Annotated in this window: 22 protein-coding genes; 16 read left to right on the top strand and 6 right to left on the bottom strand. The window is 70.8% G+C overall.

Annotated features, from left to right (window positions below):
- Positions 1–45: 45 nt before the first annotated feature.
- The 6 genes from leuC (at position 46) to ACFFGH_RS12570 (ending at position 6564) form a co-directional block, all read left to right on the top strand.
- On the top strand, positions 46–1542 hold the full coding sequence (gene leuC / locus ACFFGH_RS12595; RefSeq protein WP_386668741.1) for a 3-isopropylmalate dehydratase large subunit: 1497 nt from the start codon (positions 46–48) through the stop codon (positions 1540–1542).
- Positions 1542–2159, top strand: a complete 618-nt coding sequence (leuD, locus tag ACFFGH_RS12590; protein ID WP_386668739.1) for a 3-isopropylmalate dehydratase small subunit — start codon at positions 1542–1544, stop codon at positions 2157–2159. The genes leuC and leuD overlap by 1 nt, the downstream gene beginning before the upstream one ends.
- Entirely contained in the window at positions 2156–3523 is a 1368-nt protein-coding gene (murA, locus tag ACFFGH_RS12585; RefSeq protein ID WP_386668737.1) for a UDP-N-acetylglucosamine 1-carboxyvinyltransferase, read from the top strand. Before leuD ends, murA begins: the two co-directional genes overlap by 4 nt.
- A 7-nt stretch (positions 3524–3530) precedes the next feature.
- Complete coding sequence (locus ACFFGH_RS12580) at positions 3531–4286, top strand: lysophospholipid acyltransferase family protein (protein ID WP_386668735.1); 756 nt, start codon at positions 3531–3533, stop codon at positions 4284–4286.
- 115 nt (positions 4287–4401) lie between these two features.
- Positions 4402–5403, top strand: coding sequence for an NAD(P)H-dependent glycerol-3-phosphate dehydrogenase (locus ACFFGH_RS12575; protein ID WP_386668733.1), 1002 nt, complete (start codon positions 4402–4404; stop codon positions 5401–5403).
- 81 nt (positions 5404–5484) lie between these two features.
- Positions 5485–6564 carry a D-alanine--D-alanine ligase family protein gene (locus tag ACFFGH_RS12570; protein WP_386668732.1) on the top strand — a complete coding sequence of 360 codons (1080 nt, stop codon included), beginning with the start codon at positions 5485–5487 and terminating at the stop codon, positions 6562–6564.
- A 2-nt stretch (positions 6565–6566) separates the two neighbouring features.
- Here ACFFGH_RS12570 and ACFFGH_RS12565 read toward each other — a convergent pair whose 3' ends face one another.
- Positions 6567–7043 carry a DUF3515 domain-containing protein gene (locus ACFFGH_RS12565; RefSeq protein WP_386668731.1) on the bottom strand — a complete coding sequence of 159 codons (477 nt, stop codon included), beginning with the start codon at positions 7041–7043 and terminating at the stop codon, positions 6567–6569.
- A gap of 24 nt (positions 7044–7067) precedes the next feature.
- Here ACFFGH_RS12565 and thiL point away from each other — a divergent pair, with 24 nt between their 5' ends.
- Both thiL and ACFFGH_RS12555 read left to right on the top strand, forming a co-directional pair.
- Positions 7068–8048, top strand: coding sequence for a thiamine-phosphate kinase (thiL, locus tag ACFFGH_RS12560; RefSeq protein ID WP_386668729.1), 981 nt, complete (start codon positions 7068–7070; stop codon positions 8046–8048).
- Between the two features lie 111 nt (positions 8049–8159).
- Positions 8160–9467, top strand: coding sequence for a glycoside hydrolase domain-containing protein (locus ACFFGH_RS12555; protein ID WP_386668727.1), 1308 nt, complete (start codon positions 8160–8162; stop codon positions 9465–9467).
- 17 nt (positions 9468–9484) lie between these two features.
- Here the strand turns inward: ACFFGH_RS12555 and ACFFGH_RS12550 are convergent, their stop codons facing one another.
- Both ACFFGH_RS12550 and rsmD read right to left on the bottom strand, forming a co-directional pair.
- Positions 9485–9706, bottom strand: a complete 222-nt coding sequence (locus tag ACFFGH_RS12550) for a hypothetical protein (RefSeq protein ID WP_386668725.1) — start codon at positions 9704–9706, stop codon at positions 9485–9487.
- Positions 9707–9727: 21 nt separating this feature from the next.
- The gene (gene rsmD / locus ACFFGH_RS12545) at positions 9728–10294 is read right to left on the bottom strand and encodes a 16S rRNA (guanine(966)-N(2))-methyltransferase RsmD (protein WP_386668723.1); all 567 of its coding nucleotides are present in this window, start codon (positions 10292–10294) and stop codon (positions 9728–9730) included.
- Between the two features lie 220 nt (positions 10295–10514).
- Between rsmD and ACFFGH_RS12540 the strand changes: the two genes are divergently transcribed.
- The 8 genes from ACFFGH_RS12540 (at position 10515) to ACFFGH_RS12505 (ending at position 21419) form a co-directional block, all read left to right on the top strand.
- Entirely contained in the window at positions 10515–12227 is a 1713-nt protein-coding gene (locus ACFFGH_RS12540) for an acyl-CoA dehydrogenase family protein (RefSeq protein ID WP_386668722.1), read from the top strand.
- 42 nt (positions 12228–12269) lie between these two features.
- Positions 12270–14465, top strand: a complete 2196-nt coding sequence (locus ACFFGH_RS12535; RefSeq protein ID WP_386668720.1) for an ATP-dependent DNA helicase RecG — start codon at positions 12270–12272, stop codon at positions 14463–14465.
- A 106-nt stretch (positions 14466–14571) separates the two neighbouring features.
- Complete coding sequence (gene coaD, locus ACFFGH_RS12530; protein ID WP_386668718.1) at positions 14572–15057, top strand: pantetheine-phosphate adenylyltransferase; 486 nt, start codon at positions 14572–14574, stop codon at positions 15055–15057.
- Between the two features lie 50 nt (positions 15058–15107).
- The gene (locus tag ACFFGH_RS12525; protein ID WP_386668716.1) at positions 15108–16097 is read left to right on the top strand and encodes a TIGR03557 family F420-dependent LLM class oxidoreductase; all 990 of its coding nucleotides are present in this window, start codon (positions 15108–15110) and stop codon (positions 16095–16097) included.
- On the top strand, positions 16097–16927 hold the full coding sequence (locus tag ACFFGH_RS12520) for a coenzyme F420-0:L-glutamate ligase (protein WP_386668714.1): 831 nt from the start codon (positions 16097–16099) through the stop codon (positions 16925–16927). The genes ACFFGH_RS12525 and ACFFGH_RS12520 overlap by 1 nt, the downstream gene beginning before the upstream one ends.
- Entirely contained in the window at positions 16924–17946 is a 1023-nt protein-coding gene (locus tag ACFFGH_RS12515) for an AAA family ATPase (RefSeq protein WP_386668712.1), read from the top strand. Before ACFFGH_RS12520 ends, ACFFGH_RS12515 begins: the two co-directional genes overlap by 4 nt.
- Position 17947: 1 nt before the next feature.
- A complete protein-coding gene (locus ACFFGH_RS12510; RefSeq protein WP_386668710.1) occupies positions 17948–19201 on the top strand; it encodes a DUF58 domain-containing protein in 1254 nt (417 codons plus the stop codon).
- Positions 19191–21419, top strand: coding sequence for a transglutaminase TgpA family protein (locus tag ACFFGH_RS12505; protein ID WP_386668709.1), 2229 nt, complete (start codon positions 19191–19193; stop codon positions 21417–21419). The genes ACFFGH_RS12510 and ACFFGH_RS12505 overlap by 11 nt, the downstream gene beginning before the upstream one ends.
- Here the strand turns inward: ACFFGH_RS12505 and ACFFGH_RS12500 are convergent.
- The 3 genes from ACFFGH_RS12500 to ACFFGH_RS12490 are packed head-to-tail and all read right to left on the bottom strand — an operon-like array spanning position 21394 to position 24195.
- Positions 21394–22197 carry an ABC transporter ATP-binding protein gene (locus ACFFGH_RS12500; protein ID WP_386668707.1) on the bottom strand — a complete coding sequence of 268 codons (804 nt, stop codon included), beginning with the start codon at positions 22195–22197 and terminating at the stop codon, positions 21394–21396. The two genes, ACFFGH_RS12505 and ACFFGH_RS12500, sit on opposite strands and share 26 nt — an antisense overlap.
- Complete coding sequence (locus tag ACFFGH_RS12495; RefSeq protein WP_386668705.1) at positions 22194–23225, bottom strand: putative F420-0 ABC transporter permease subunit; 1032 nt, start codon at positions 23223–23225, stop codon at positions 22194–22196. Before ACFFGH_RS12495 ends, ACFFGH_RS12500 begins: the two co-directional genes overlap by 4 nt.
- Positions 23218–24195, bottom strand: a complete 978-nt coding sequence (locus ACFFGH_RS12490) for a putative F420-0 ABC transporter substrate-binding protein (protein ID WP_386668703.1) — start codon at positions 24193–24195, stop codon at positions 23218–23220. The genes ACFFGH_RS12495 and ACFFGH_RS12490 overlap by 8 nt, the downstream gene beginning before the upstream one ends.
- Positions 24196–24251 lie beyond the last annotated feature (56 nt).

The raw sequence follows: 24251 nt of genomic DNA, 5'->3' as shown, positions 1-24251 counted from the left end.
TGTCCGACGTCGGCCTCCCTCCCGATCGAAGAAGGACTTGCAGGAATGAACGACACTTCCGTGCGGCCGCGCACGCTGGCTGAGAAGGCCAGAACTCTCGCTGAGAAGGTTTGGGACGACCACGTCGTCGTCAAGGGCGAAGACGGAACCCCCGACCTCATCTACATCGACCTGCACCTCGTGCACGAGGTGACGAGCCCCCAGGCGTTCGACGGCCTTCGCGTCGCCGGCCGGCCGGTCCGCCGGCCCGACCTCACCATCGCCACCGAGGACCACAACACGCCGACCATCGGCATCTTCGAGCCCATCGCCGACCGCATCAGCCGCACCCAGATCGAGACGCTACGGACGAACGCGAAAGAGTTCGGCATCCGGCTGCACTCGCTCGGCGACGTCGAGCAGGGCATCGTCCACGTCGTCGGCCCTCAACTCGGGCTGACCATGCCGGGCATCACGGTGGTCTGCGGCGACTCGCACACCTCGACCCACGGCGCGTTCGGCGCGATGGCGTTCGGCATCGGCACGAGCGAGGTCGAGCACGTGCTCGCCACGCAGACCCTGCCGCTGAAGCCGTTCAAGACCATGGCCATCACCGTGGAGGGCGAGCTCCGCGATGGCGTCACCGCGAAGGACATCATCCTCGCCGTCATCGCCAAGATCGGCACCGGCGGCGGCCAGGGGTATGTGCTCGAGTACCGCGGCAGCGCCATCCGCGCGCTCTCCATGGAGGGCCGGATGACGATCTGCAACATGTCGATCGAGGCCGGCGCCCGCGCAGGCATGGTCGCACCGGACGAGACCACCTACGCCTACCTCAAGGGACGCCCGCACGCCCCGGAAGGTGCCGACTGGGACGCCGCGGTCGCCTACTGGGAGACGCTGAAGACCGACGAGACGGCGGTGTTCGACGCCGAGGTGTTCCTCGACGCGAACGAGCTCGAGCCGTTCGTCACCTGGGGCACCAATCCGGGCCAGGGGGCGTCACTGAGCGATCGGGTGCCCGACCCGACGACGATCCTCGACCCGAACGAGCGCGCCGCCGCCCAGCGGGCCCTCGAGTACATGGACTTGAAGGCCGGCACCCCGCTGAAGGACATCCGCGTGGACGCGGTATTCATGGGCTCCTGCACCAACAGCCGCATCGAGGACCTCCGCGCGTTCGCGTCGATCGTCCGCGGGCGGAAGAAGGCCGATGGCGTGCGCGTCATGGTGGTGCCCGGCTCCGCCCGGGTCCGGCTCGAGGCCGAAGCCGAGGGGCTGCACAAGGTGTTCGAGGATTTCGGCGCCGAGTGGCGCTTCGCCGGCTGCTCCATGTGCCTCGGTATGAACCCCGATCAACTCGCACCTGGGGAGCGCTGCGCCTCCACCTCGAACCGCAACTTCGAGGGCCGGCAGGGCAAGGGCGGGCGCACCCACCTGGTGTCCCCGCTGGTCGCCGCCGCCACCGCGATCCGGGGCACCCTGTCGAGCCCGTGGGATCTTCGGAATGAATCGGACGCCCGGCTTGTAGAACACAGCAGCGGATCGGGGGTGAACGCGTAATGGAGAAGGTCTCTCGCATCTCGGGCGTCGGTGTGCCGCTTCGCGGCTCGAACATCGACACGGACCAGATCATCCCCGCCCAGTTCCTGAAGCGGGTCACCAAGACCGGCTTCGAGGACGCGCTCTTCTCCGCCTGGCGCCAGGACCCCGGGTTCATCCTGAACACCCCGCCATACGACCAGGGACGAGTGCTCGTCACCGGGCCCGACTTCGGAACGGGGTCGAGCCGGGAGCACGCCGTCTGGGCGCTCCGCGACTTCGGGTTCCGGGCGGTGCTCAGCCCGCGGTTCGGCGACATCTTCCGCGGCAATTCCGGCAAGCAGGGCCTGCTCGCGGCAGTCGTCGCGGAGCCGGAGATCGAGCGGATCTGGTCGCTGCTGGAGGCGACGCCGGGTCTCGAGGTCCAGGTCGACCTCCCGACACAGACCGTCACAGTCGGCGAGCTCAGCGTCACCTTCGAGATCGACGCCTACACTAAATGGCGGCTGATGGAGGGGCTCGATGACATCGCCCTCACTCTCCGCGACGAAGCAGAGATCACCCGATTCGAATCCCGCCGCGAAAGCTGGCGGCCGGCAACGCTCCCGGTGAGAGAGCAAGCGAAAGTGGTCAAGTGAACTCACTTCTCCGTGATGCCCAGGAGCACGGCAAGCGCGTCGGGCTGAAGTCCGACAAGCTCATCGTGAACGGCGGCAAGCCGCTCAAGGGCACCATCACCGTCCGTGGCGCCAAGAACCTGGTGACGAAGGCGATGGTGGCCTCCCTGCTCGGCGAGACCGAAAGCCTGCTCCGTGACGTTCCGGAGATCAGCGACGTCAACATCGTCCGCGGCCTCCTCGAGGCACACGGCGTCCTGGTGACGAGTCCGGAGACCGGCGAGCTGCTGCTCGACCCCCGGAACGTGGAGAGCGCGCACTTCGCCGAGATCGACGCGCACGCCGGCTCCAGCCGCATCCCGATCCTGTTCTGCGGGCCCCTGCTGCACCGGCTCGGCGAGGCGTTCATCCCGGACCTCGGCGGCTGCCGCATCGGCGACCGGCCCATCGATTTCCACCTCGACGCGCTGCGAGCGTTCGGCGCCGTGGTCCACAAGGGCTATGAGGGCATCCACCTCACCGCCCCGAGCGGCCTGAGCGGCGCGAACATCGAGCTCCCGTATCCGAGCGTCGGCGCAACCGAGCAGGTGCTGCTCACCGCGGTGCGCGCGAAGGGCGTCACGGAGCTGAAGAACGCGGCCATCGAGCCCGAGATCATGGACCTGATCGCCATCCTGCAGAAGATGGGCGCGATCATCACCGTGGAGCCGAACCGCGTCATCTTCATCGAGGGCGTCGACTCGCTGCGCGGCTACACCCACACGGCGATCTTCGACCGCAACGAGGCCGCCAGCTGGGCGTCCGCCGCGCTCGCGACCGAAGGCGACATCACGGTCAAGGGTGCACGTCAGCAGGAGCTGATGACGTTCCTCAACATCTTCCGCAAGGTCGGCGGCGCATTCGACGTGGAGGAGGACGGCATCCGGTTCTACCACCCGGGCACGCCGCTGAAGCCCGTCGTCGTCGAGACCGACGTGCATCCCGGATTCATGACCGACTGGCAGCAGCCGCTCGTCGTCGCCCTGACGAAGGCGGAGGGCACCTCGGTCGTGCACGAGACCGTGTACGAGAACCGCTTCGGCTTCACCGAGGCGCTCATCGAGATGGGCGCGAACATCGAGGTGCACAAGCAGGGGATCGAGTCGATCACCCGCCGGGTGCCGCGCCGGCCGCTCGAGCAGGCCGCCGTCATCACCGGCCCGACGAAGCTGCACGGCGCCGACGTGCACGTCCCCGACCTGCGGGGCGGATTCAGCCACCTGATCGCCGCGCTCACCGCGGAGGGACGCTCCACGATCAGCAACGTCGGGATCATCAGCCGCGGCTATGAGCACTTCATCGACAAGCTGAACCTGCTGGGGGCCGACTTCGACTTCGCGAGTTAGGCCACCCGTGCCAGTCGGCAACCTCAAGGCCGGGAAGTCGGAGAAGACCTTCGGGTGGCGCGTGATCGCCGCGGTCGTGATTCCGCCGTTGCGGATGGCGGCGAAGTTCCGCATCATCGACGGCGGCAAGGTTCCGCGAACCGGTGCGTTCGTGCTCGCGCCCAACCACTACAGCGAGATCGACCCCATCATCATGGGATACGCGATGTGGAAGCAGGGCCGGGTCTCGCGGTTCCTGGCGAAGGCGTCGCTGTTCAAAGTCCCGATCGTCGGAGCGATCCTGCGCGGGACCGGGCAGATCCCGGTCGAGCGCGCGGGCAGCAGCCGCAACGCCGACCCGCTCGCCGCCGCGAAGTCGCTCGTGCAGAAGCACTCGGCGGTCATCGTTTACCCGGAGGGGACCCTCACTCGCGACCCAGACCTGTGGCCGATGCGCGGCAAGACCGGCGCGGTCCGGCTGGCACTCACGGCCGGTGTGCCTATCATTCCTGCCGCCCACTGGGGAACCCAGCATCTGATGCCGCGGTACGCCAAGCGCATCCACGCCTTCCCGCAGAAGACGATCGAGGTGGTATTCGGCGATCCCGTCGATCTCTCCGCGTTCGCCGGGCGGCCGCTCGACAACGCCACGCTGACGGAGGCGACCGCGGTGGTGATGGCCGAGGTGACGAGGCTGCTCGAGCGGCTCCGCGGGGAGACGGCGCCCGCCGAGCGCTGGGATCCGGCGAAGAACAACCAGAAGGAGACCGGCCGCTTTGAGTGATGCTTCGACAGGCTCAGAACCGGCGAGCGGCTCAGGGCAGGCTCAATACCTTCTGGACTCGGCGGAGTTCCCGCGCCCATACGCGGGGCTTCGGCGGGAGGAGGCCGTCGCAGGCATGCACCGGGTCGCCGTGCTCGGGGCCGGCAGCTGGGGCACGACCTTCGCCAAGGTGCTCGCCGACGGCGGCGCCAGCGTGTCGCTCTGGGCGCGGCGTCACGAGCTCGCCCGGGAGATCAGCGAGTCCCGCCGGAACAGCGACTACCTCCCGGGCATCGACCTGCCGCAGCACCTCTGGGCGAGCCCGCGCCTGCCAGAGGTGCTCGAGGGCGCCGAACAGGTCTACCTGTCGGTGCCGAGCCAGTCGCTGCGGGAGAACCTCAAGCTCGTGCGCGAGCTCATCCCGCGCGGTGTCCCGGTGGTGTCCCTGATGAAGGGCGTGGAAAAGGGCTCCGGATACCGCATGAGCGAGGTGATCCAGCAGGAGCTGCAGATCGACCCGGCGCGCATCGCGGTCGTCTCAGGGCCGAACCTGGCGCTCGAGATCGCCAAGGAGCAACCCACCGCGTCCGTCGTCTCGTCGACCGACTCCTCCACCGCCGCCGCTGTCGCGATGGCTGCGAACACCCCGTACCTTCGCAGCTTCGTCAACAACGACGTGATCGGCACGGAGTTCGGCGGCGTGCTGAAGAACCTCATCGCAGTGGCGATCGGCATCGTCGACGGGGTCGGCTACGGCGAGAACACCAAAGCGTCGATCATCACGAGGGGGCTTGTGGAGATGACGGACTTCGCGGTCGCGTACGGCGCTCGTCCGGAGACGCTCTCGGGGCTTGCCGGGCTGGGCGACCTGATCGCCACGTGCGAGTCGCCGCTGTCGCGCAACAACACCGCCGGGCGACTGCTCGGGCAGGGGCTCAGCTTCTCGGACGTCGTGCGGCAGATGAATCAGACCGCCGAGGGACTCGCCTCAGTGGCGCCGATCCTCGAGCTCGCCGCGGCGAAGGGCGTCGACATGCCCATCGTCGGGCAGGTGGCCGAAGTCCTGGCCGGCACCCTCGCGCCGCGCGACATCGCACCGCACCTCACCACCGACACCGACGAGCCGCAAGGCGAGTGAAGACCGACACCGACGAGCCGCAAGGCGAGTGACCGGCACAGCCCGGCCGCATCAGCCAGATCGACCCTTAGGAGCACACCCTTGATTCGAGTCGCCCTCCTCTTCGGCGGACGCTCCAGCGAGCATGCCATCAGCTGCGCCACGGCTGGGGGCGTGCTCGCGGCCATCGACCGCTCCAAGTACGAGGTGGTGCCGATCGGCATCACGGTGGACGGTGCCTTCGTGCTGGAAGAGGACGACGCCGAGAAATTTTCCCTCAGCCGGGAGCTCCCGTCGGTTGCTGACAACGGAAGCCGCATCCAGTGGCCGGCATCGGCGAGCTCCCGCGAGCTGCACGTCACCGACGCGTCGGGCATCCGGTCGTTGGGGGAGATCGACGTGGTGTTCCCGATCCTGCACGGCCGGTTCGGTGAGGACGGCACGCTGCAGGGCATGCTCGAGCTGCTCGGGCTGCCCTACGTCGGCGCCGGGGTGCTGGCCTCCGCCGTCGGCATGGACAAGCACTTCACCAAGACCGTGCTGCAGAGTGCCGGCATCCCGGTGGCGCCGTGGCGGACCGTGACCGCATCCGAATGGGCGGCGAAGCCGGACGCCGTCGTCTCGGCTGTGCAGCACCTGGGCTGGCCGCTGTTCGTGAAGCCGGCTCGCGCCGGCTCCAGCGTCGGCGTCTCGCGCGCGACGGACCGTGGAAGCCTCGCTGAGGCGATCCGCGTGGGACTCGCGGAGGACAGCAAGGTGCTCATCGAGACGGCCATCGTCGGCCGTGAGGTGGAGTGCGCGGTGCTCGCCAGCCGGAACGGCGGACGCCCGCGCGTCTCGGTCGCCGGAGAGATCGTGACGCCGGAGGGCCAGTTCTATGACTTCGAGGCGAAATACCTCGACGCGGATGCGGCGGCACTGGTCTGCCCCGCCGAGCTCCGGCCGGAGCAGCTGGCGGAGATGCAGGAGATCGCCGCGCGGGCGTTCGAGGCGATCGACGGCACCGGGCTCGCCAGAGTGGACTTCTTCCTCACTGATACGGGCTTCGTCGTGAACGAGCTGAACACCATGCCGGGGTTCACGCCGATCTCGATGTTCCCGAAGTGCTGGATCGCGAGCGGCATGAGCTATCCGCAGCTGCTCGACGAGCTCATCGAGCTCGGACTCGCCACCGCCCGCTGAGGTCATCGCACGTCGGTCACGTCCACGCATTCGCGCTCGGCGGGCACCTGCGACACGGCGCCCGCAAGGCCGGTCAGCACCGGTTCTCCGCCCACGACGGCGCCGTCGATGATCACCTGGACGGCGGGGTCGCGGCCGTAGGTGGTGAACACGGTGACCGGCTCATCGGCCGCGTCGCGGAGCCAGTCCACGCCGTCGACGGTGATGCACGGGAACTCGGCGGTCGGCGCGGGCACCGGCACGCCGCACCGCAGCCGCACGCTGGTCGGATCGCCCCACGCCTTGGTCGACTGCGCGTCGGTCTCCCGGGGCACGAGTCCGGCAAGCCGCTCCGGGACATTGACGATCACCGATGCGCATTCCGGGTTGTTCGCGTCGGGCGCCGGATCCATGGTGACCGGTCCGCTGCAGCCCGCCAGGGCGGCTGCCACGAGAGTGCCGAGCACGGCGGCCGAGATCGCCCCGCTCGTCCGTTTCATCGCCTCCAGGCTACCGTGGACCACATGCAGGCCGACGCGACCACTCTCGGCTCCGTCGGTGAGGTGGCGGCCCTCGCCCGGGTCTTCCCGCGGCTCCCGACCTCGACGGCGACCCTCGTCGGACCGGGCGACGACGCCGCGGTGCTCGCCGCCCCGGACGGCCGGTTCGTCGCGACGACGGACATGATGATCCACGGCCCGGACTTCCGGCTGGCCTGGTCGACGCCCTTCGACCTGGGCTGGAAGGCGGCCGCGACCAATCTCTCCGACGTCGCCGCGATGGGGGCGACGCCGACCGCCCTGGTGGTGGCGCTCGCCGTGCCGGCCGGCATCGAGCTCGAGTTCCTGGACCGGTTCGCGGACGGGCTGCGCGCCGCGTGCGAGGAGCTTGCGCCCGGCTGCGGTGTCGTGGGCGGCGACCTCAGCGTCTCCGACACGCTCACCGTCGCGGTCACCGCGTTCGGCGATCTCGGCGGACGCGCCCCGGTGCTGCGCTCGGGTGCGCGCCCGGGCGACACCGTCGCCGTGAGCGGGCAACTGGGGTTCGCAGCCGCGGGATTGCGGCTGCTGTTCGAACAGGCGGTCGATGAGTCGGGCGCGCCGGACGCCGCACTGGCGGCTGCAGCCGCGGAACGCGAGCCCGAACGGATCGGCGCGCAGCTGCGACCCCGCCCGCCCGTCCTGGACGGCGTGCTGGCCGCGGTCGCGGGCGCGACCGCCATGCTCGATGTCAGCGACGGCCTGGCTCTCGACGCCAGCCGCATCGCGGCCGCGAGCGACGTGGCGATCGACCTCTCCCGCGGGGCGGTGGGCTCGCCGGAGGCGCTGACCGGGGGAGAGGATCACGCCCTCCTCGCCACCTTCCCGGCGTCCGCTCCGCTGCCGGGCGGATTCCGGAGGATCGGCACGGTGGCGGACGGCTCCGGAGTTCTCGTCGATGGCCACCCCTACGACGACCGTGGCGGCTGGGATCCCTTCGAAGGCTGGAACGGCGCCGCCGGCTGACTGGCTGCACACGGCGTACGGGGTCCAAAGACCCTGTCCCTGTCCGCGCAGGCGGGATGCAATTGCCTCGAGGTCATCGGATGGGCCGGTGGCGACGAGGTGAGGCGAGCCATGTCCAGGTATGGCAGAGCCGCGTGCGTGGCGGTGCTGCTGGCCGCGCTCGTCGGCGTGAACGCGTCGAGTGCTTCGGCGGAACCGGCGACGTCGGTGTCCTATCCGCAGGCCGCCTCCGCCACCCGATTCAACGGCCTCGCCTTCGACGCCTGCGATGCGCCGTCATTGACCGCGATGCGGGCCTGGGAGTCGTCGCCGTACGGCGGTGTCGGCGTCTACATCGGCGGTCCGAACCGCACTTGCGCGCAGCGCAACCTCACCGCGCCGTGGGTCTCCACCGTGTCCCGGGAGGGATGGCGGCTGATCCCGATCTACATGGGGTCCCAGGCCCCGTGCACCACCCGGCCCAATTCCGTCGAGTTCACCGCAGCCACCGCGTCGGCACGAGGAACCACCGAGGCCGCGGACGCGGTCACCAGAGCGAAGGCGCTGGGGATGCTCCCCGGCAGCGCGATCTACGGCGACGTGGAGCATTACACCCCGACCGACAGCGCGTGCCGCACCGCGGTGCTGGCGTACGTGTCCTCGTGGACCAAGGAGCTGCACCGGCAGGGCTACCTGGCTGGCATCTACGCGGGCCTCAACTCGGGTGCGCTGCACCTCTCCCAGGCCTACAACTCCACGAGCACCGCTCGCCCCGACGCACTCTGGATCGCACGCTGGGACGAGATCTCCGCGCTCACCGGCTGGGCGGGGATCCCGAACACGCACTGGGCGAACCACCAGCGCGGCAAGCAGTACCGTGGCGACCACGACGAGACGTACGGCGGGGTGACGATCAACATCGACAACGACCGGTTCGACGCACCCGTCGCCACCGTGGCGCACTCCTATCTGCAGCGCGGATCCACCGTCGTCAGCGCGCGGCGGGGCCCGACGACCTCCAACACCATCGCCAAGCGCTATGAACCGGGGGCCACCGTCCAGGTCATCTGCCAGACGGCGGGCTCCAAGGTCGGCTCATCGACGGTGTGGGACCTGCTGGCCGACGGCTACTACGTCCCCGACTACTACATCAGCACCCCGTCCAACACCGGCTACAGCCGGCCGCTGCCGCGGTGCACGTATCCCTACCAGGTCATCTCCTCCGCGCTCTACGAGCGCACCGGACCGGGCACCGGGTACGCAGTGGCACGCACCCTCTACGCGGGCGGCCTCGCGTGGGTCTCCTGCCAGCGGTCCGGAACGCGGGTCGGCACCTCAGCGGTCTGGGATCGGCTCGAGTACGGCAACTTCGTGTCGGACTACTACGTCGCGACCCCCAGCTCGACCACCTACAGCCGGCCTCCGATCCCGCGCTGCTGAGGCGACCGGGCGGCGGCTCACCGCTTCGGCAGCTTCCGCAGCCCCACCAGGCTGAGCACGATGTTCAGCACGCCTGCCGCGACCATCAGCAGGCCGATCACGATCTCGAGCGTCGTGTTCTCACGCCCCCACAGCGGGTTGCCGAACGCATAGAAGAGCCCGACCACCAGCACGACGCTTCCCGCCCAGATGCGGATGCTGTGGGCGCGCCGCACCCGGGCTGCGGTGTCCTCGTCCATGGCCAGAAGTCTGCCACCCGCTCAGGCCGCGCTGAGCCAGTAGATCGCCGTCTCCCCGTAGTCCTTCCGCCGCTCGGCGGCGAGTCCCTCCGGCCAATCCGGCTCCGGGTCGCGGGCGCTCCGCTCGAGCACCACGACCGCGTCGGGGTTCAGGTGCCGGGCGAGCGCTTCCAGGTTGTGCAGCAGCTCCGCCTCGCGCAGGTCATACGGTGGGTCCAGGAACACCACATCCCAGGAATCCACGGCGGCGTTGAGGAACGACTGCACCGGCTGCGACGAGACCACGATCTCGACTTGGGCGTCCTTCGGCGCCTGTCGCCGGACGAGCGCCGCGTTCTGGCTGCCGATCCGGCTGGCCGCGTTGGCCCGGTCCACCAGGGTCACGTGGGCGGCGCCGCGCGACGCCGACTCCAGCCCCAGCGCCCCTGACCCCGCGTAGAGGTCGAGCACGCGCGCGCCCGCAAGCACGCCACGCGCATCCAGGGCACTGAAGATCGCCTCCCGCACCCGGTCGCTTGTCGGCCGGGTTCCCACCGGCGGCACTTTCAGCCGCAGCGAACCGGCGAACCCCGCGATGATCCGAGTCACCCGGCGAGCCTACCGAGGGCGGCTCGGCCGTGCCGTCCCGCGGATGATCGCGCTTCCGTCAGATGGTTGCGACGCTTCATGCCTCTTCGACAGGAACGCGCTCATTTCGTCGCGGCCAATGTGGGTGACGTATGACAGGGCGTCGGAGTGATCCGCCGCAGATTGGAGACTGACGACAACGGATTCGATCATCCGTACCCGCAGCTGAACAATACGAGACATGTCCAGCGTCGATCGTTCCGTCAAGCCCTCGTTCACCAAATCGATGTTCCTTGGGGCGCTGCAGTCCGAGCTCGTGATGCCGTACCCGCTGCTCGACGCGGAAGAGCGTGCCCGGGTCGATGAGGCGGTCACCACCGCTCGGGAGTTCCTCACCGCCACGTACGACCCGTGGCGCACCGAACGGGACGGCTGGGTCGGCGACGACACCATCCGGGAGCTGGGGGAGCGCAAGCTGACGGGCCTCTTCATCGACGAGCAGTATGGCGGCCGGGGCCTCAGTCAGAGCGGCTACTGCCGGGTCATGGAGGAGTTCGGCAAGGTCGACGGCACCCTCGCCGTCGTGATGGGCGTGCACCAGTCGATCGGCACCAAGCCGCTGCACCTCTACGGCACCGAGGAGCAGAAGGCGCGCTGGCTGCCTGACCTCGCCGCCGGCCGCAAGCTCGCCGCGTTCGTGCTGACCGAGCCGAACGTCGGCTCCGACGCCTACAACCTCGAGACGCGGGCCGAACGGCAGAGCGACGGGTCGTGGCTGCTCAACGGGGAGAAGCGCTGGATCGGCAACGGTGACAAGGACGTGCTCACCGTCTTCGCGCAGAGCGACCTCGGCCACGTGGCGCTCATCGTCGAGAAGGGCATGGAGGGGCTCTCCACCGGGCCGCGATTCGAAACCCTCGGCTTGAAGGGCAACTCACTGCAGCGGGTGCACTTCAGGGATGTGCGGGTGCCCGCCGAGAACCTGCTCGGCGAACCGGGAGACGGCTTCCGCATCGCGATGAACACCCTCAACAACGGCCGCATGTCGATGGGCACCTCGATCTCCGGCGGTATGAAGCGATTCCTCGACCTTGCCCTCGAGCACACGTCCACCCGCCGCCAGTTCGGCCGTGAGCTCATCGACTTCGAGATGGTCGAGGAGAAGCTCGCCTGGATGAACACCAGGATCTACGGCCTGGAGTCGGCCTCCTACCTCACCACGGGACTCGTCGACCGGGGCGAGGCTGACTTCTCGCTCGAGTCGGCGATGACGAAGGTGGAGGCGAGCGACCTCGGCTGGTACGGGCTGAACCGTGCCTTCCAGCTGCACGGCGGCACCGCGTTCATGGCGGACCACCCGCTCGCCAAGGCGCTCCGCGACTTCCGCATCTTCCCGATCTTCGAGGGATCGAACGACGTCATGCGCGCCTACGTCGCACTGAACGGACTGAAGGCGCTCAGCGAGGACCTGCCGGATGTCGCGAGCCTGAAGATCACCGACCCGGGGAAGGCGATCGGCGTACTGGGCCCGTATGTTGCGGGGCGGATCACCCGCCGGGTGCGCCCGGAGAAGCTGCGCGGCGCGCATCCGACGTTCGCCGGCCGGGTCAATGCGGTGTCGGAGCAGACGGTGCGGCTGCGGGACCGCGCGGAGGCGGCGCTGCGCAAGCACGGCAAGAAGGTGCAGGAGAAGCAGCTGATCCAGAAGCGGCTCGCCAACGCGGCGTCCGGCATCTACGCCCAGGTGGCGGTGATCAGCCGGGCGAGCGCGGTGTTCGAGCGTGACGGGCTGCAGATCTCCGGCGCTGAGAAGACCGTGGCGATGAACTTCCTGAAGTCCGCCGAGCGCGAGGTCAACCGGCAGCTGCGGTCCCTGGAGATCAACGACGACCGCTTCGTCCAGCAGATCGGCCGCGCCGTGCGCCAGACGAACGGCTACGCCTTCGACCTGTGACCAACGGGCGGTGAGGTCCGCCGTCTTGGGTAGCCTTCTCGGGTGACCTCGCCGCTCGACGCCAAGCTCGCGAACACGCTCGGCGGGCGCTCGGCGGGCGCGTTCGAGCGCGCGTTCGGGCACCGCACCGTCGGCGACCTGCTCAGCCACTACCCCCGCCGGTACGCGCTCCGCGGTGAGCTGACCGCGCTCAACACGCTTCCCGTCGACGAGAACGTCACCATCGTCGCCGAGGTCATCGAGGTGAAGAACCGGCCGATGCGGCAGCGCCGGGGGTCGATCCTCGAGGTGAAGATCACCGACGGGAAGGGCGTGCTGACCCTCACGTTCTTCAACCAGGCCTGGCGCGACAAGGAGCTGCGGCCGGGGGTGCGCGGCATCTTCGCCGGCAAGGTGGGCGACTACCGCGGCGCGCTCCAGCTGGCCCATCCGGACTACGAGCTCTTCGACGCGGAGGCCGCGGCCGACCCCGAGACCGCGCGCCGGTGGGCGGAGCACCCGATCCCGATCTACCCGGCGACCTCCACCGTGGCATCCTGGCAGGTGCAGAAGGCCGTCGGCGTCGTCCTCGACGGGCTCGGGGCGCTCGACGACCCGGTGCCCGAGCCGATCCGGGCAGACCGGAAGCTGCTCACGTTCGCCCGGGCGCTGGAGCTCATCCACCGCCCGGAGTCCGAGGCAGACTGGAGCTCGGCGCGGACGACGCTGCGCTTCCAGGAGGCGTTCGTGCTGCAGGCGGCGCTGCTGCAGCAGCGGGCGCAGCTCCGCACCCGCGCGGCCACCCCGCGCACACCTGGGCTGCTCGCCGGCCAGTTCGACGGCGCCCTCCCGTTCGCGCTGACCGGAGACCAGCGGCGGGTCGGCGAGGAGATCGCGGCCGACCTCGCCGGGAACGCCCCGATGAACCGGCTGGTGCAGGGTGAGGTCGGTTCCGGCAAGACGCTCGTCGCGCTCCGCGCCATGGTGACGGTCGCCGACTCGGGCGGCCAGAGCGCGCTCCTCGCCCCGACGGAGGTGCTGGCCGCGCAGCACCTGCGCTCCATCGTGCGGTCCCTGGGGCCGGATCTCGCGGCGCGGCTCCGGCCGACCCTGCTGACCGGGCAGATGCCCGCCGCCGAGCGCCGGAAGGCCATGCTGGCCGTGGTGTCGGGGGCCGCGCACATCGTCGTCGGCACGCACGCGCTGCTGAGCGAGAACGTGTCGTTCTTCGACCTCGGGTTGGTGGTCGTCGACGAGCAGCACCGCTTCGGCGTCGAGCAGCGGGAGGCGCTGCGCCTCAAGGGCAACACGCCGCCGCACGTGCTGGTGCTCACCGCCACGCCCATCCCGCGCACGGTGGCGATGACGGTGTTCGGCGATCTCGATGTCTCCACCATCGCGGAGCTGCCGGCCGGCCGGTCGCCGATCGCCAGCCACGTCGTTCCGCTCGCCGACCGGCCGGGCTGGCTGAACCGGGTCTGGGAGCGCACGGCGGAAGAGCTCGAACAAGGGCGGCAGGCGTTCATCGTGTGTCCGGCGATCGACCGCACCACCGACGAGCCGGCCGATGCGCCGGAGGCCGACACGGATGCGCCGCCCGCGCCGAGTGGGAACGGCGGCGGCGCGTGGACGGGGATGGGCACGGAGCGGGCGAACGTCACGGACGTCACGGCGGCGGTCCGCGCGCACCCGCTGCTGGCGGCACGTCGGGTGGAGCCCCTGCACGGGCGGATGCCCGCCGACGAGAAGGACGCCCGGATGCGCGACTTCGCCGCTGGGCGGATCGACATCCTGGTCGCCACCACCGTGATCGAGGTGGGCGTCGACGTGCCGAACGCCTCGACCATGGTGGTGCTCGACGCCGACCGGTTCGGGGTCTCGCAGCTGCATCAGCTGCGCGGCCGGGTCGGCCGGGGGAGCGTGCCCGGCCTCGCCCTGTTCGTCACGGCGGCGGAGCGGGAGACGCTGGCTCGCGAGCGCGTGGAGGCTGTGGCGTCGACGACCGATGGATTCGAGCTGGCGCAGAAGGACCTGGACCTCCGGCAGGAGGGCGACGTGCTCGGCAGCGTCCAGTCCGGCGGGCGGTCGTCGCTGCGGCTGCTGCGGGTTGCGAAGGACGGCGAGCTCATCGCGGATGCCCGCGCCCTCGCCACCCCGTTCGTCGAGGCCGACTCGGAGCTGACCGGACATCCGGCACTCCTCGAGGCGATCGGGCGCCGCCTCGACGACGGCGAGCGGGACTTCCTCGCGAAGAGCTGAGGCTGCTCCACCGGGTTCCTGAACCGCCGCGGGCCGACGGCGGGCGCGGCCGGCGCCAGCGCGCCTGTAACGGAACGGTAACAAGCGACCGATAGGGTGGGCGATCATGAGCAGGATCGCGGTCGTTCCTGGGTCGTTCGACCCTGTCACCAAGGGCCATCTGGACGTCATCTCCCGGGCGGCGCGGCTGTTCGATCAGCTGCATGTGGTGGTGGTGCACAACCCGGAGAAGTCGGCGATGCTGCCGATCGCGAAGCGGGTCTCACTCATCCAGGAATCCTTGGACGACGCCCGTGTGCAGGGCGACGTGGTCGTCACGGCCTGGAGCGTCGGCCTGCTGGTCGACTACTGCACCGATGTCGGGGCCAGCGTGCTGGTGAAGGGCGTCCGGTCGCAGATCGACGTCGCCTACGAGACGCCCATGGCGATCGTGAACCGCAACCTCGCGAACGTCGAGACGATCTTCATGCTGCCGGATCCCGCCAACGCCCACGTCTCCAGCTCGCTGGTGCGGCAGGTGGCGGCGCTCGGCGGTGACGTTTCCCCGTACGTGCCGCGTGCGGTGTCGACCTACCTGACCAGCCCGAAGTAGTACCCGGACGCCACCGCGCAAGCTCCAGCGCGCAGTGGAAGGATGATGGCATGGCTTCCCTGACCGTCGGCTACGCCGCCATGCTCGAGCAGTTCCATCCCACCGAAGCGGTCGAGCTCTCCGCCTACGCCGAGAGCAGAGGCTTTTCCGGGGTCATGGCGGCGGACCACTTCCAGCCGTGGGTGCCGCAGCAGGGGCAGAGCGCATTCGTCTGGAATGTGCTCACCGCGATCGGCGAGCGGACCACCGGCGACATGGGTCCCGGCGTGACCGCGCCGACGTTCCGCTGGCACCCCGCGATGGTGGCGCAGGCGAGTGCCACCCTCGCCGCCATGTACCCCGGCCGTCACTGGCTGGGGCTCGGCTCCGGTGAGGCGCTGAACGAGCACATCACCGGCCAGTACTGGCCGGAGGCGCCCGAACGCATCACCCGGATGTTCGAGGCGATCGACATCATCAAGAAGCTTTTCACCGGCAAGGACGTGAAGCACTCCGGGCAGTTCTACAAGCTCGAGTCGACCCGTCTCTGGACCATGCCCGAGACGCCGCCGGAGATCCTCGTCGCCACCGCGGGTCCCGTCACGGCGAAGCGTGCCGGCCGCACGGTGGACGGGCTCATCACGGTCGGGGCGCCGCTGGAGAAGATCTCCGGCCTGTTCGCCAAGTTCGATGAGGGCGCCCGCGAGGCGGGCAAGGATCCCTCCACCATGCCGAAGGTGCTGCAGCTGCACCTGAGCTGGGCGCCCACGGACGAGGAGGCACTCACCAACGCCATGGTCGAGTGGCCGAACGGCGGCATGAAGTTCCCCAAGGGCGACATCCGCTCGCCGTTCGAGCTGGAGCAGATGGCCAAGCTCGTGCGCCCGGAGGACTTCGAGGGCCGCATGGTGATCTCCAGCGATCCCGACGCGCACCGCGCCTACATCCAGCGCTTCGTCGACCTCGGCTTCGACCGCATCTATCTGCACAACGTCGGCCGCAACCAGCGGGAGTGGATCGACGTCTTCGCCGAGCAGGTGCTGCCGAAGCTCACCCGGTGATGGCTGCGACACCAGCGTTCAGCGTGTTCGCGATCGACGGCATCCCGGAGGTCCGGCCCGGCGATGATCTCGCCGCCGTCGTCGGCGACGCGCTGGACGGCTCATTGGCGGACGGCGACATCCTCGTGGTGACCTCCAAGATCGTGAGCAAGGCGGAGGGCCGCAAGGTGTCCGCAGCCGACCGCGAGGACGCGATCACCGCCGAGACGGTGCGTGTCGTCGCAACGCGGGCACACCCTGGCGGCATGACGCGCATCGTCGAGAACCGGCAGGGGCTGGTGCTCGCCGCCGCCGGCGTCGACTCCAGCAACACCCCGGAGGGGACCGTGCTGCTGCTGCCCGAGGATCCCGATGGCTCGGCGCGGGCGCTGTGCGTCGCGCTTCGCGAGCGGTTCGGGGTGCGGCTCGGCGTCGTCGTGAGCGACACGCTCGGCCGGCCGTGGCGGCTCGGGCAGACCGACGTCGCCATCGGTGCCGCGGGCGTCGTCGTGCTGGACGACCTGCGCGGCTCGGAGGATGCGGGCGGTCGCCGTCTCGAGGCGACGATCGTCGCGGTCGCCGACGAGCTGGCCGCCGCCGCCGAACTCGTCAAGGGCAAGGCGGACGGCCGGCCTGTCGCCGTGATCCGCGGACTGGCGCACCTGGTGACCGAGCAGGATGCGCCCGGCGCGCGCAGCATCGTGCGGCCATCATCCGAGGACCTGTTCCGGCAGGGCAGTGACGAGGCATGGCGGGCCGGGTTCGAGGCAGGGCGGGCGGCGTCCGGCGCTGTCAATCCCTCAACCTCCCAGGCGCTCTCCGAGCGATCATCTGGCAGACTCGACGCGTGAACAGCTTCGCGGCGGGGTCACCCTCCGAGCACACCGACGTGCAGTCGCCTTCAGAGATGGCGACGCCCGACGAGCTCGGCCGTGCCGCGAGGTCCATCGTCACCGCCGTCGAGTCCGTGATCGAGGGAAAGCGCGACGAGATCGAGACCGCGCTGATCGTGATCCTCGCCGAGGGGCACCTGCTCATCGAGGACGTGCCGGGCGTCGGCAAGACGATGCTGGCCCGCGCGCTGGCACGGAGCCTCGACTGCAGCGTGTCGCGGATCCAGTTCACCCCCGACCTGCTGCCCGCCGACATCACGGGCGTCTCCGTGTGGGATGCGGTCGAGCGGGTGTTCGAGTTCAAGCCGGGACCCGTGTTCGCGAACCTCGTGATCGGCGACGAGATCAACCGGGCGTCCCCGAAGACGCAGTCGGCGCTGCTCGAGAGCATGGAGGAGCGTCAGGTCACCGTCGACGGCGAGACCTATCCGCTCGCCATTCCGTTCACCGTCATCGCGACCCAGAACCCCATCGAGATGGAGGGCACCTACGCCCTTCCCGAGGCGCAGCGGGACCGGTTCATGGCGAGAATCTCCCTCGGATACCCGGACGCCGCGAGCGAGCTGGCGATGCTCCGGCAGCGTGAGACGTCGAGCCCGCTGGATGCGCTCCTGCCCGTCGTCGGAACCCACGAGCTGCTGGCGATGATCGCCCAGGTGCGGCGCGTCTACGTGAGCCCCGCCGTCGAGCACTACGCCGTCGCCATCACGCAGGCCACCCGGCGCGACCGTGAGCTGCGGCTCGGGGCGAGCCCACGCGCCACACTGCAGCTGGTCCGGGCCGCGAAGGGTCGGGCGGCGCTCGACGGCCGCGACTTCGTGCTGCCCGACGACATCGACGCGCTCTCGGTTCAGGTCCTCGAGCACCGACTGGTGCCGAACGCACGCAGCGTCGGAGTCGGGGATGCGACCATCGCCGACATCGTACGCCGCATCGTCGCCGAGACGCCGGTGCCTCTCGGGCCGGCACCGGTGTGACATGGCGCACACGCGAGGGCGACTCCGTCTGAGCCGCCGCGGCTGGGCGATCTTCGTCGGCGCGTTCACAGCGGTGGTGATCGCCTACGCCGCCGGATACCGTGAGGCGCTCTACCTCGCGAGCTTCGCCGCGGCACTGCTGGCGGCCAGCATCCTGGTTTCGGTGCTGCGGCGGCCACGCCTCGCCGTGGTGCGACGCTTCGGGCCGCCGGTCGCGACCGCCGGGGCGCCGGTCGCCGTGGAGATCGATGCCAGGAACACCGGCTGGACGCCGTCCGGGGGCGCGGAGGGGGCCGATCAGGTGGCGTGGAGCACGGCCCCGGGTCCCGTCATCCCCATCCCGCCGATCGCACCGCGCCGCGCCACCCGGCTGCGCTACACGATCCGGGCGCCGCACCGCGGAATCTTCGCGGTGGGGCCGTTGGTCGTGGACTACGAGGACCCGTTCGGGCTGGTGCGCACCACGCTCCGGGTCGGGTCGGGGGACCGGCTCATCGTCGCTCCGCCGCTCGTGCGGCTCCCGACCACCGGCGGCGCGCTCACCCGGGCCGAGGGGGAGTCGACAGTGATCCAGCGGCGGGCATCCGGCAGTTTCGACGACCTGATCACCCGGGAGTACCGGCCCGGCGACGCGCTTCGCCGTGTGCACTGGAAGGCGTCCGCGCGGCGTGGCGACCTCATGGTGCGCCAGGAGGAGCCGCGAAGCCACCCGGAGGTCCGGCTGGTGCTCGACACGCGTCGGGCCGCCTACGACGATGTCGCATTCGGCCCCATGCTCGGACCGAGCGAGAGTGAGAGCTTCGAGTGGGCGATCCGGATGACCGGGTCGATGGCGGCGCACCTCAGCGACCAGGGATTCCGCGTGACGATCCTCGAGTCTGCGGGCGCGCAGCTCATCGCGCCGGTCGAGGGCATGACCGACGCGACCCGCGACGGTGCGTTCCTGGAGTCGCTGGCAGCGGCTGAGCTGCTCGACGCCCGAGAGCCGGAGGGCCGGCCGCAGCACTGGATGGACCATCCGGCGCCCGTCCTCGCCGTCGTGGCGGATTCGTCGACCCGCATGGTCCGGTGGATGTCGGACCTCCGCTCCGGCCGCGACCGCGCGACCGCGTTCGTGCTCCCGTCGGCCGGACGGTCCACCCGGGAGCGCCTGGAAGCGGCCGGGTGGCTCTGCGTCTCGGTCGACCCGGCTTCCGACCCCGTCGAGGCCTGGTCCCTGGCCGTCCGGCAAGGGGAGCCGCTCCGTGTCCGCTGATCTCCGACCCTCTGCTGCCACCCGCGGGAGGCGCCCGCGCTCGTCGGTCCGCCAGGACTGGGCGCTCTCCGGAGCGCTGCTGCTGCTCCTCGCCTTCTCGCTGGGGTCGCTCTCGGTGCTCCTCACCGGCGGTGCCTGGTGGCTGCCACCGCTGCTGATCGCCGGCCTGGTGCTGGCGGCGGCCGGAGTCGTTCGGGTCGCGCGGCCGGGGCGGGTGCTGCCGCTCATCGCCGGGGCCGCCGCCCTGGTCTGCGGACTCACCCTCGTCTTCGCGGGCGACACCGCACTGCTCGGGCTGGTGCCGCTCGAGGGCAGCTTCGAGCGCGCCGGCGAGCTGGTCCGGGAAGGCCGGATCTCCATCGCGGAGCAGGCGGCTCCCGCCGACGTCACGACGGGGATCTCGTTCCTCGTGGCACTCGCCCTCGGCTTCCTCGCGCTCGCCGCCGACACCTTCGCCTTCCCGCTCCGCGCGCCCGCGCTCACCGCCGTGCCGGCTCTCGCGCTGATGGCGGTGCCCGTGGTCGTCCGTCCCGGAGACTTCGACGCCGTCTTCTTCGTCCTCACCGCGGCCACCTACCTCGCACTCCTGCAGCTGCAGCGGCGGCGGCGCGAGCCCGTTCGTGCCTTCGCACTCGGCGCGTCGGCGCTGGTGCTCGCCTTCGTGCTGCCGGGTGCGGTCCCGTCCCCGAGCGCCGCGGGCGGACCAGGCGCCAGCGGCGCCGCCAGCATCGGGATCAACCCGGTGATCGACCTCGGGCAGGACCTCCGGCGGCCGAACTCCACGCTCGCGTTCACCTACACGACGAGCTCCACCGAGGCCGTCTACTTCAAGCTCACCACGCTCACCCGCTTCTCCGGCGACCGCTGGGAGCCGCTGCAGGTGCAGACCCAGCTCGAGAACACGGTGGTCGAGTTCGCCGACCCGCCGGGACTCACGGATGCGGTGGCGCGCACCGAGGTGAGCACCACCGTCGAGATCGGTGACCTCGCCGCCCGATGGCTCCCGGTGCCGTACCCGACGACGAGCATCGAGGGGCTGGAGGGATCCTGGTTCTGGGAGCGGGACGGACTCGCCGTTCGGACACCCGATGCGAACGCCCGCCGCCAGCTGTACACCGTCTCCAGCCTCAGCCTCCGGCCGACGGAGGAGCAGCTCGACGCCGCGCCGTCGGTGAGCACGCCGCCGCAGCTGACCGCAGTCCCCGACAACCTGCCGGAGAACATCGCGGCCACCGCCGTGGAGGTGACGAGGGACGCAGACACCGACTACGACCGCGCCGTCGCGCTGCAGAGCTTCTTCACGGACGGGGAGTTCCGCTACTCGGAAGAGGCGCCGGTGGACGGGGAGTTCGACGGCACCGGCATGGACGCCGTCAGCGAGTTCCTCGAGGTCCGCAGCGGCTACTGCGTTCACTTCGCATCCGCCATGGCCGTGATGAGCCGCACGCTGGAGATCCCGGCGCGGGTCGTCGTGGGCTTCCAGCCCGGTCAGCCGCAGTTCCGGGATGGCGAGTTCAGCCACTTCGAGGTCACCACGCACGACCTGCACGCGTGGCCGGAGCTGTACTTCGAGGGCGTCGGCTGGGTCCGCTTCGAGCCGACCCCCGGTCGCGGCGACCGCCCGGACTACCGCGCCGAGACGACGCCGGACGACCCCTCCACGCCGGAGGTCGACGAGTCCCAGCCGACCGCGCAGCCGACGACAGCGCCGACGCGGGCGCCGGTGGAGCTGCCGGAGGACGAAGCGACTGCAGGCGCGCCGCTCGGTGGCGGCGCCGACGCCTCGGGGCCACTGCTCGGGGCGGGGATTCTCCTCGGAGCCGTCGCGCTCCTGCTGGTGCCGGCCGGCACCCGCGTGGTCCGGCGGCGTCGCCGGTTGCGGAACGTGCGGAGCGGGGCGGAACCCGCCACGGCGGCGTGGACCGAGACGCTCGACACGGCTCGTGACCTCGGCATCCCGATCCGCTCGACGGAGACCGCACGGGTGGCAGCGGGACGGATCGCCCAGGGGCTTCCCCCGGACGCCCAGGACGCGGTGAGCCGGCTTCGGCAGTCAGTGGAGGCGGAGTCCTACGCGTCGACCCGGGTCGCGCCGTCCCCCGAGGACGTGGATGCCGTGCGCGACGCGCTGTCCCGGCTGCGGGGGCTCGGGGAGCGGCTGCTGGCGTTCCTCGCGCCGCGGTCGCTGCTGCTCATGCTTCCGGGGTCCCGGGACTGAACGAGATCACCGGCCGGCCGTCGACCGGGCTCTCCAGCAGCACCGCCCGCACGCCGTAGACGTCGCGCAGCAGGGCGGGGGTGAGGGTCTCGCGAGTCGATCCGGCGGCGACGACCCGGCCGCCCGCCATCACGATCACGCTGTGGCAGAAGGCCACGGCGAGCGTGAGGTCGTGCAGCGCCGCGAGCACCGTGGCGCCCGTCGATGCCACCCGTTCCAGCAGGGCCAGCACCGACAGCTGCGCCGCGATGTCCAGGTGGTTGGTCGGTTCGTCCAGCAGCAGCAGCGGCGTCTGCTGGGCGAGTGCCTTTGCCAGCAGCACGCGCTGCCGCTCACCGCCGGACAGCGTCGGCAGCTCCCGGTCGGCGAATCCCGTCATCCCGACCAGGGCGAGGGAGCGGCCGACGATGTCCGCAGCGTCCGAATCCGTGCCGCCCAGCAGCGATTCGTGCGGCAGGCGGCCGAGGGCCACGGTGGAGCGCACCGTCAGCGGCAGATCCGTGACGGCGTCCTGCTCCACGAGCGCCGCCAATCGTGCGCGGGCCCGCCGGCGCATCGCGAAGAGGTCGTCGCCGCGGAACCGGACCTCGCCACTGTCCGGCCGGTCGATTCCGGCGAGTACCCGCAGCAGGGTGGACTTCCCTGCGCCGTTCGGGCCCACCAGCGCGGTGAGCGATCCGGGTTGCACGCGCAGGTCGACGCCGTCGACGATCAGCTTTCCGCCGGCGCGCACCTGGACCCGCCCGGCCTCCAGCCCGCTCGCGCCCAGAGAACTCATGCCATGCTCCGGCGACGCAGCAGCAGCGCCGCGAACACGGGCGCGCCGACCATCGCCGTGACGATTCCGACTGGCAGCTCCCGCGGGTCGAACAGGGTGCGGGCCAGCGTGTCCGCCCAGACCAGGAAGACCGCGCCGACCAGCGCGGACAGGGGCAGCAGCGCCCGGTGGCCGGGGCCGAAGACGAGCCGGACGGCGTGGGGCAGGATGAGGCCAACGAACCCGATCGAACCGCTGACGGCGACCAGCGCGCCGGTCAGCAGCGCCGTCGCGCCGAGCATTATCCAGCGGGTGCGCTGCACCTCGATGCCGAGCGCCGCGGCGGACGTGTCGCCGAACGCGAAGGCGTCGAGGACCCGGCCACCGGCGACCAGCGGGAGCCCGACGACCACGACCGCCGTCGCGGCGATGGCGACCGCCGGCCAGCGCGCGCCGCTCAGCGAGCCGAGCAGCCAGCCGAGGATCTCGCGGTAGGAGTCCCCGGTCGCGCTCCAGAAGATGACGAAGCTCGTCACCGCCGACGCGAGGGAGGACACGGCGAGTCCCGCGAGAATCGTGCGGGTCGGCGTGATCCGGCCCATCGCGCTCGCCAGCAGGAGGGTCAGCACCAGCGCCGCCAGCGCGCCCGCGAACGCCGCGGCGGGGAGCAGCACCGACACGCCGAGCAACAGCACCGCCACGGCGCCGAGCGACGCGCCGGAGGAGAGCCCCAGCAGGTACGGGTCGGCCAGCGGGTTCCTGGTGAGCGCCTGCATCACCGCACCGCAGATCGCGAGCCCCGCCCCGACGCAGGCCGCCGTCAGCACCCGCGGCAGACGCAGCTCCCAGACGATGCCATCCCGAAGGCGGCTGAGCGGGCTCTCCCCGAGCCCCAGGTGCCCGCCGATCGACGCCCACACCTCGCCGAAGGTCAGTTCCGCCGGCCCGAACGTCACGGCCAGTACCAGCGACCCGACGAGCGTCGCCGCAAGCACGGCGGCCGCGACGACCGGCGCCGACCGCCGGCGACGCCGAGCGGGGTCAGTCAAGGCCGAGGGTCGCCAGCTGGTCCGCCAGCTCCGCGACCGCCGAAGCCGTGCGGACGCCCGCCTCGGTCGCCGCGAAGTCGATGGTCAGATACCGCTTCTCGCGCACCGCGGTGAGGTTCGCGGTGGCGGGATTCGACTCGAGCACCTCGATCTTCTGCTCCACCGGGTTCCAGTCGGCGTCGACCAGCACGATCACGTCCGGGTCGGCGTCGACGACGGCCTCCCAGTTGAACGGCGCCCACGAGTCCTCGATGTGCTCCGCGACGTTGGTGAGGCCGACCGTGTCGAGGATCAGCTGAGGGGCTCCGATGCCGGCGCCGACGAACGGGGTGTCGGTGCCCGACGAGAACCACAGCGCCGATGCCGGCTCCGGCAACGGCGTCACCTCCGCCAGCAGCGCCTCCTGCCCGGCGATGAGCCCCTCGCCGGCGGCGGATGCCCGGAAGATGCTCGCGACCTCACGGATCTCGGCGAACACGTCGTCGAAGGTCAGCGGGTTCGGACGGTAGCCCTCGCCCTTGCACGCGGAGGGGGCCACGTAGGTGCGCACTCCGAGCGCCTCGAGGGACTCCCGCTCGCCGGCACCGTCCGCCGTGAAGTTCGACTCCCAGCCGGCGTAGACGAGCTCCGGCTCCTGCTCCAGCACGACCTCCTGGGACGGCACGCGATCGGCCAGCACCGGCAGCTCCGGTGCCTCGGTGGCCCACTCCTCCGGCACCGGCCCGTCCGGGTACGCGGTCGCCACGATCCGGTCGCCGACGCCGAGGGCCAGCAGCATCTCGGTGGTGCTCGACTTGATCGTGACCACGCGCTCGGGCGCGGTGTCGAACGTCACCTCCCTGCCGCAGTTGTCCACCGTGACGGCCGCCCCGGCGGCGCCCGTCGCGGCCTGCTCCGGCGACGCGTTGGCGCAGCCCGCGAGAAGCAGGCCCGCGAGGCCGAGGGGACCGAGCATTGTGACCGAGCGCATGACAGAACCTCCGGTGCGACGTCTCGCGACACTGGGAGCGGGCGGAACAGCGGCTG

The sequence above is a fragment of the Lysobacter korlensis genome (assembly GCF_042434515.1).
Note: the sequence above shows the minus strand (reverse complement) of the source record. Positions and strands in the feature narration are given on the sequence as shown.

Coding starts and splice junctions, on each gene's coding strand:
- leuC (WP_386668741.1), top strand. CDS start 46: ATGAACGACACTTCCGTGCGGCCGCGCACGCTGGCTGAGAAGGCCAGA.
- leuD (WP_386668739.1), top strand. CDS start 1,542: ATGGAGAAGGTCTCTCGCATCTCGGGCGTCGGTGTGCCGCTTCGCGGC.
- ACFFGH_RS12575 (WP_386668733.1), top strand. CDS start 4,402: ATGCACCGGGTCGCCGTGCTCGGGGCCGGCAGCTGGGGCACGACCTTC.
- ACFFGH_RS12565 (WP_386668731.1), bottom strand. CDS start 7,043: ATGAAACGGACGAGCGGGGCGATCTCGGCCGCCGTGCTCGGCACTCTC.
- thiL (WP_386668729.1), top strand. CDS start 7,068: ATGCAGGCCGACGCGACCACTCTCGGCTCCGTCGGTGAGGTGGCGGCC.
- ACFFGH_RS12555 (WP_386668727.1), top strand. CDS start 8,160: ATGTCCAGGTATGGCAGAGCCGCGTGCGTGGCGGTGCTGCTGGCCGCG.
- ACFFGH_RS12550 (WP_386668725.1), bottom strand. CDS start 9,706: ATGGACGAGGACACCGCAGCCCGGGTGCGGCGCGCCCACAGCATCCGC.
- ACFFGH_RS12540 (WP_386668722.1), top strand. CDS start 10,515: ATGTCCAGCGTCGATCGTTCCGTCAAGCCCTCGTTCACCAAATCGATG.
- coaD (WP_386668718.1), top strand. CDS start 14,572: ATGAGCAGGATCGCGGTCGTTCCTGGGTCGTTCGACCCTGTCACCAAG.
- ACFFGH_RS12525 (WP_386668716.1), top strand. CDS start 15,108: ATGGCTTCCCTGACCGTCGGCTACGCCGCCATGCTCGAGCAGTTCCAT.
- ACFFGH_RS12520 (WP_386668714.1), top strand. CDS start 16,097: ATGGCTGCGACACCAGCGTTCAGCGTGTTCGCGATCGACGGCATCCCG.
- ACFFGH_RS12510 (WP_386668710.1), top strand. CDS start 17,948: ATGGCGCACACGCGAGGGCGACTCCGTCTGAGCCGCCGCGGCTGGGCG.
- ACFFGH_RS12500 (WP_386668707.1), bottom strand. CDS start 22,197: ATGAGTTCTCTGGGCGCGAGCGGGCTGGAGGCCGGGCGGGTCCAGGTG.
- ACFFGH_RS12490 (WP_386668703.1), bottom strand. CDS start 24,195: ATGCGCTCGGTCACAATGCTCGGTCCCCTCGGCCTCGCGGGCCTGCTT.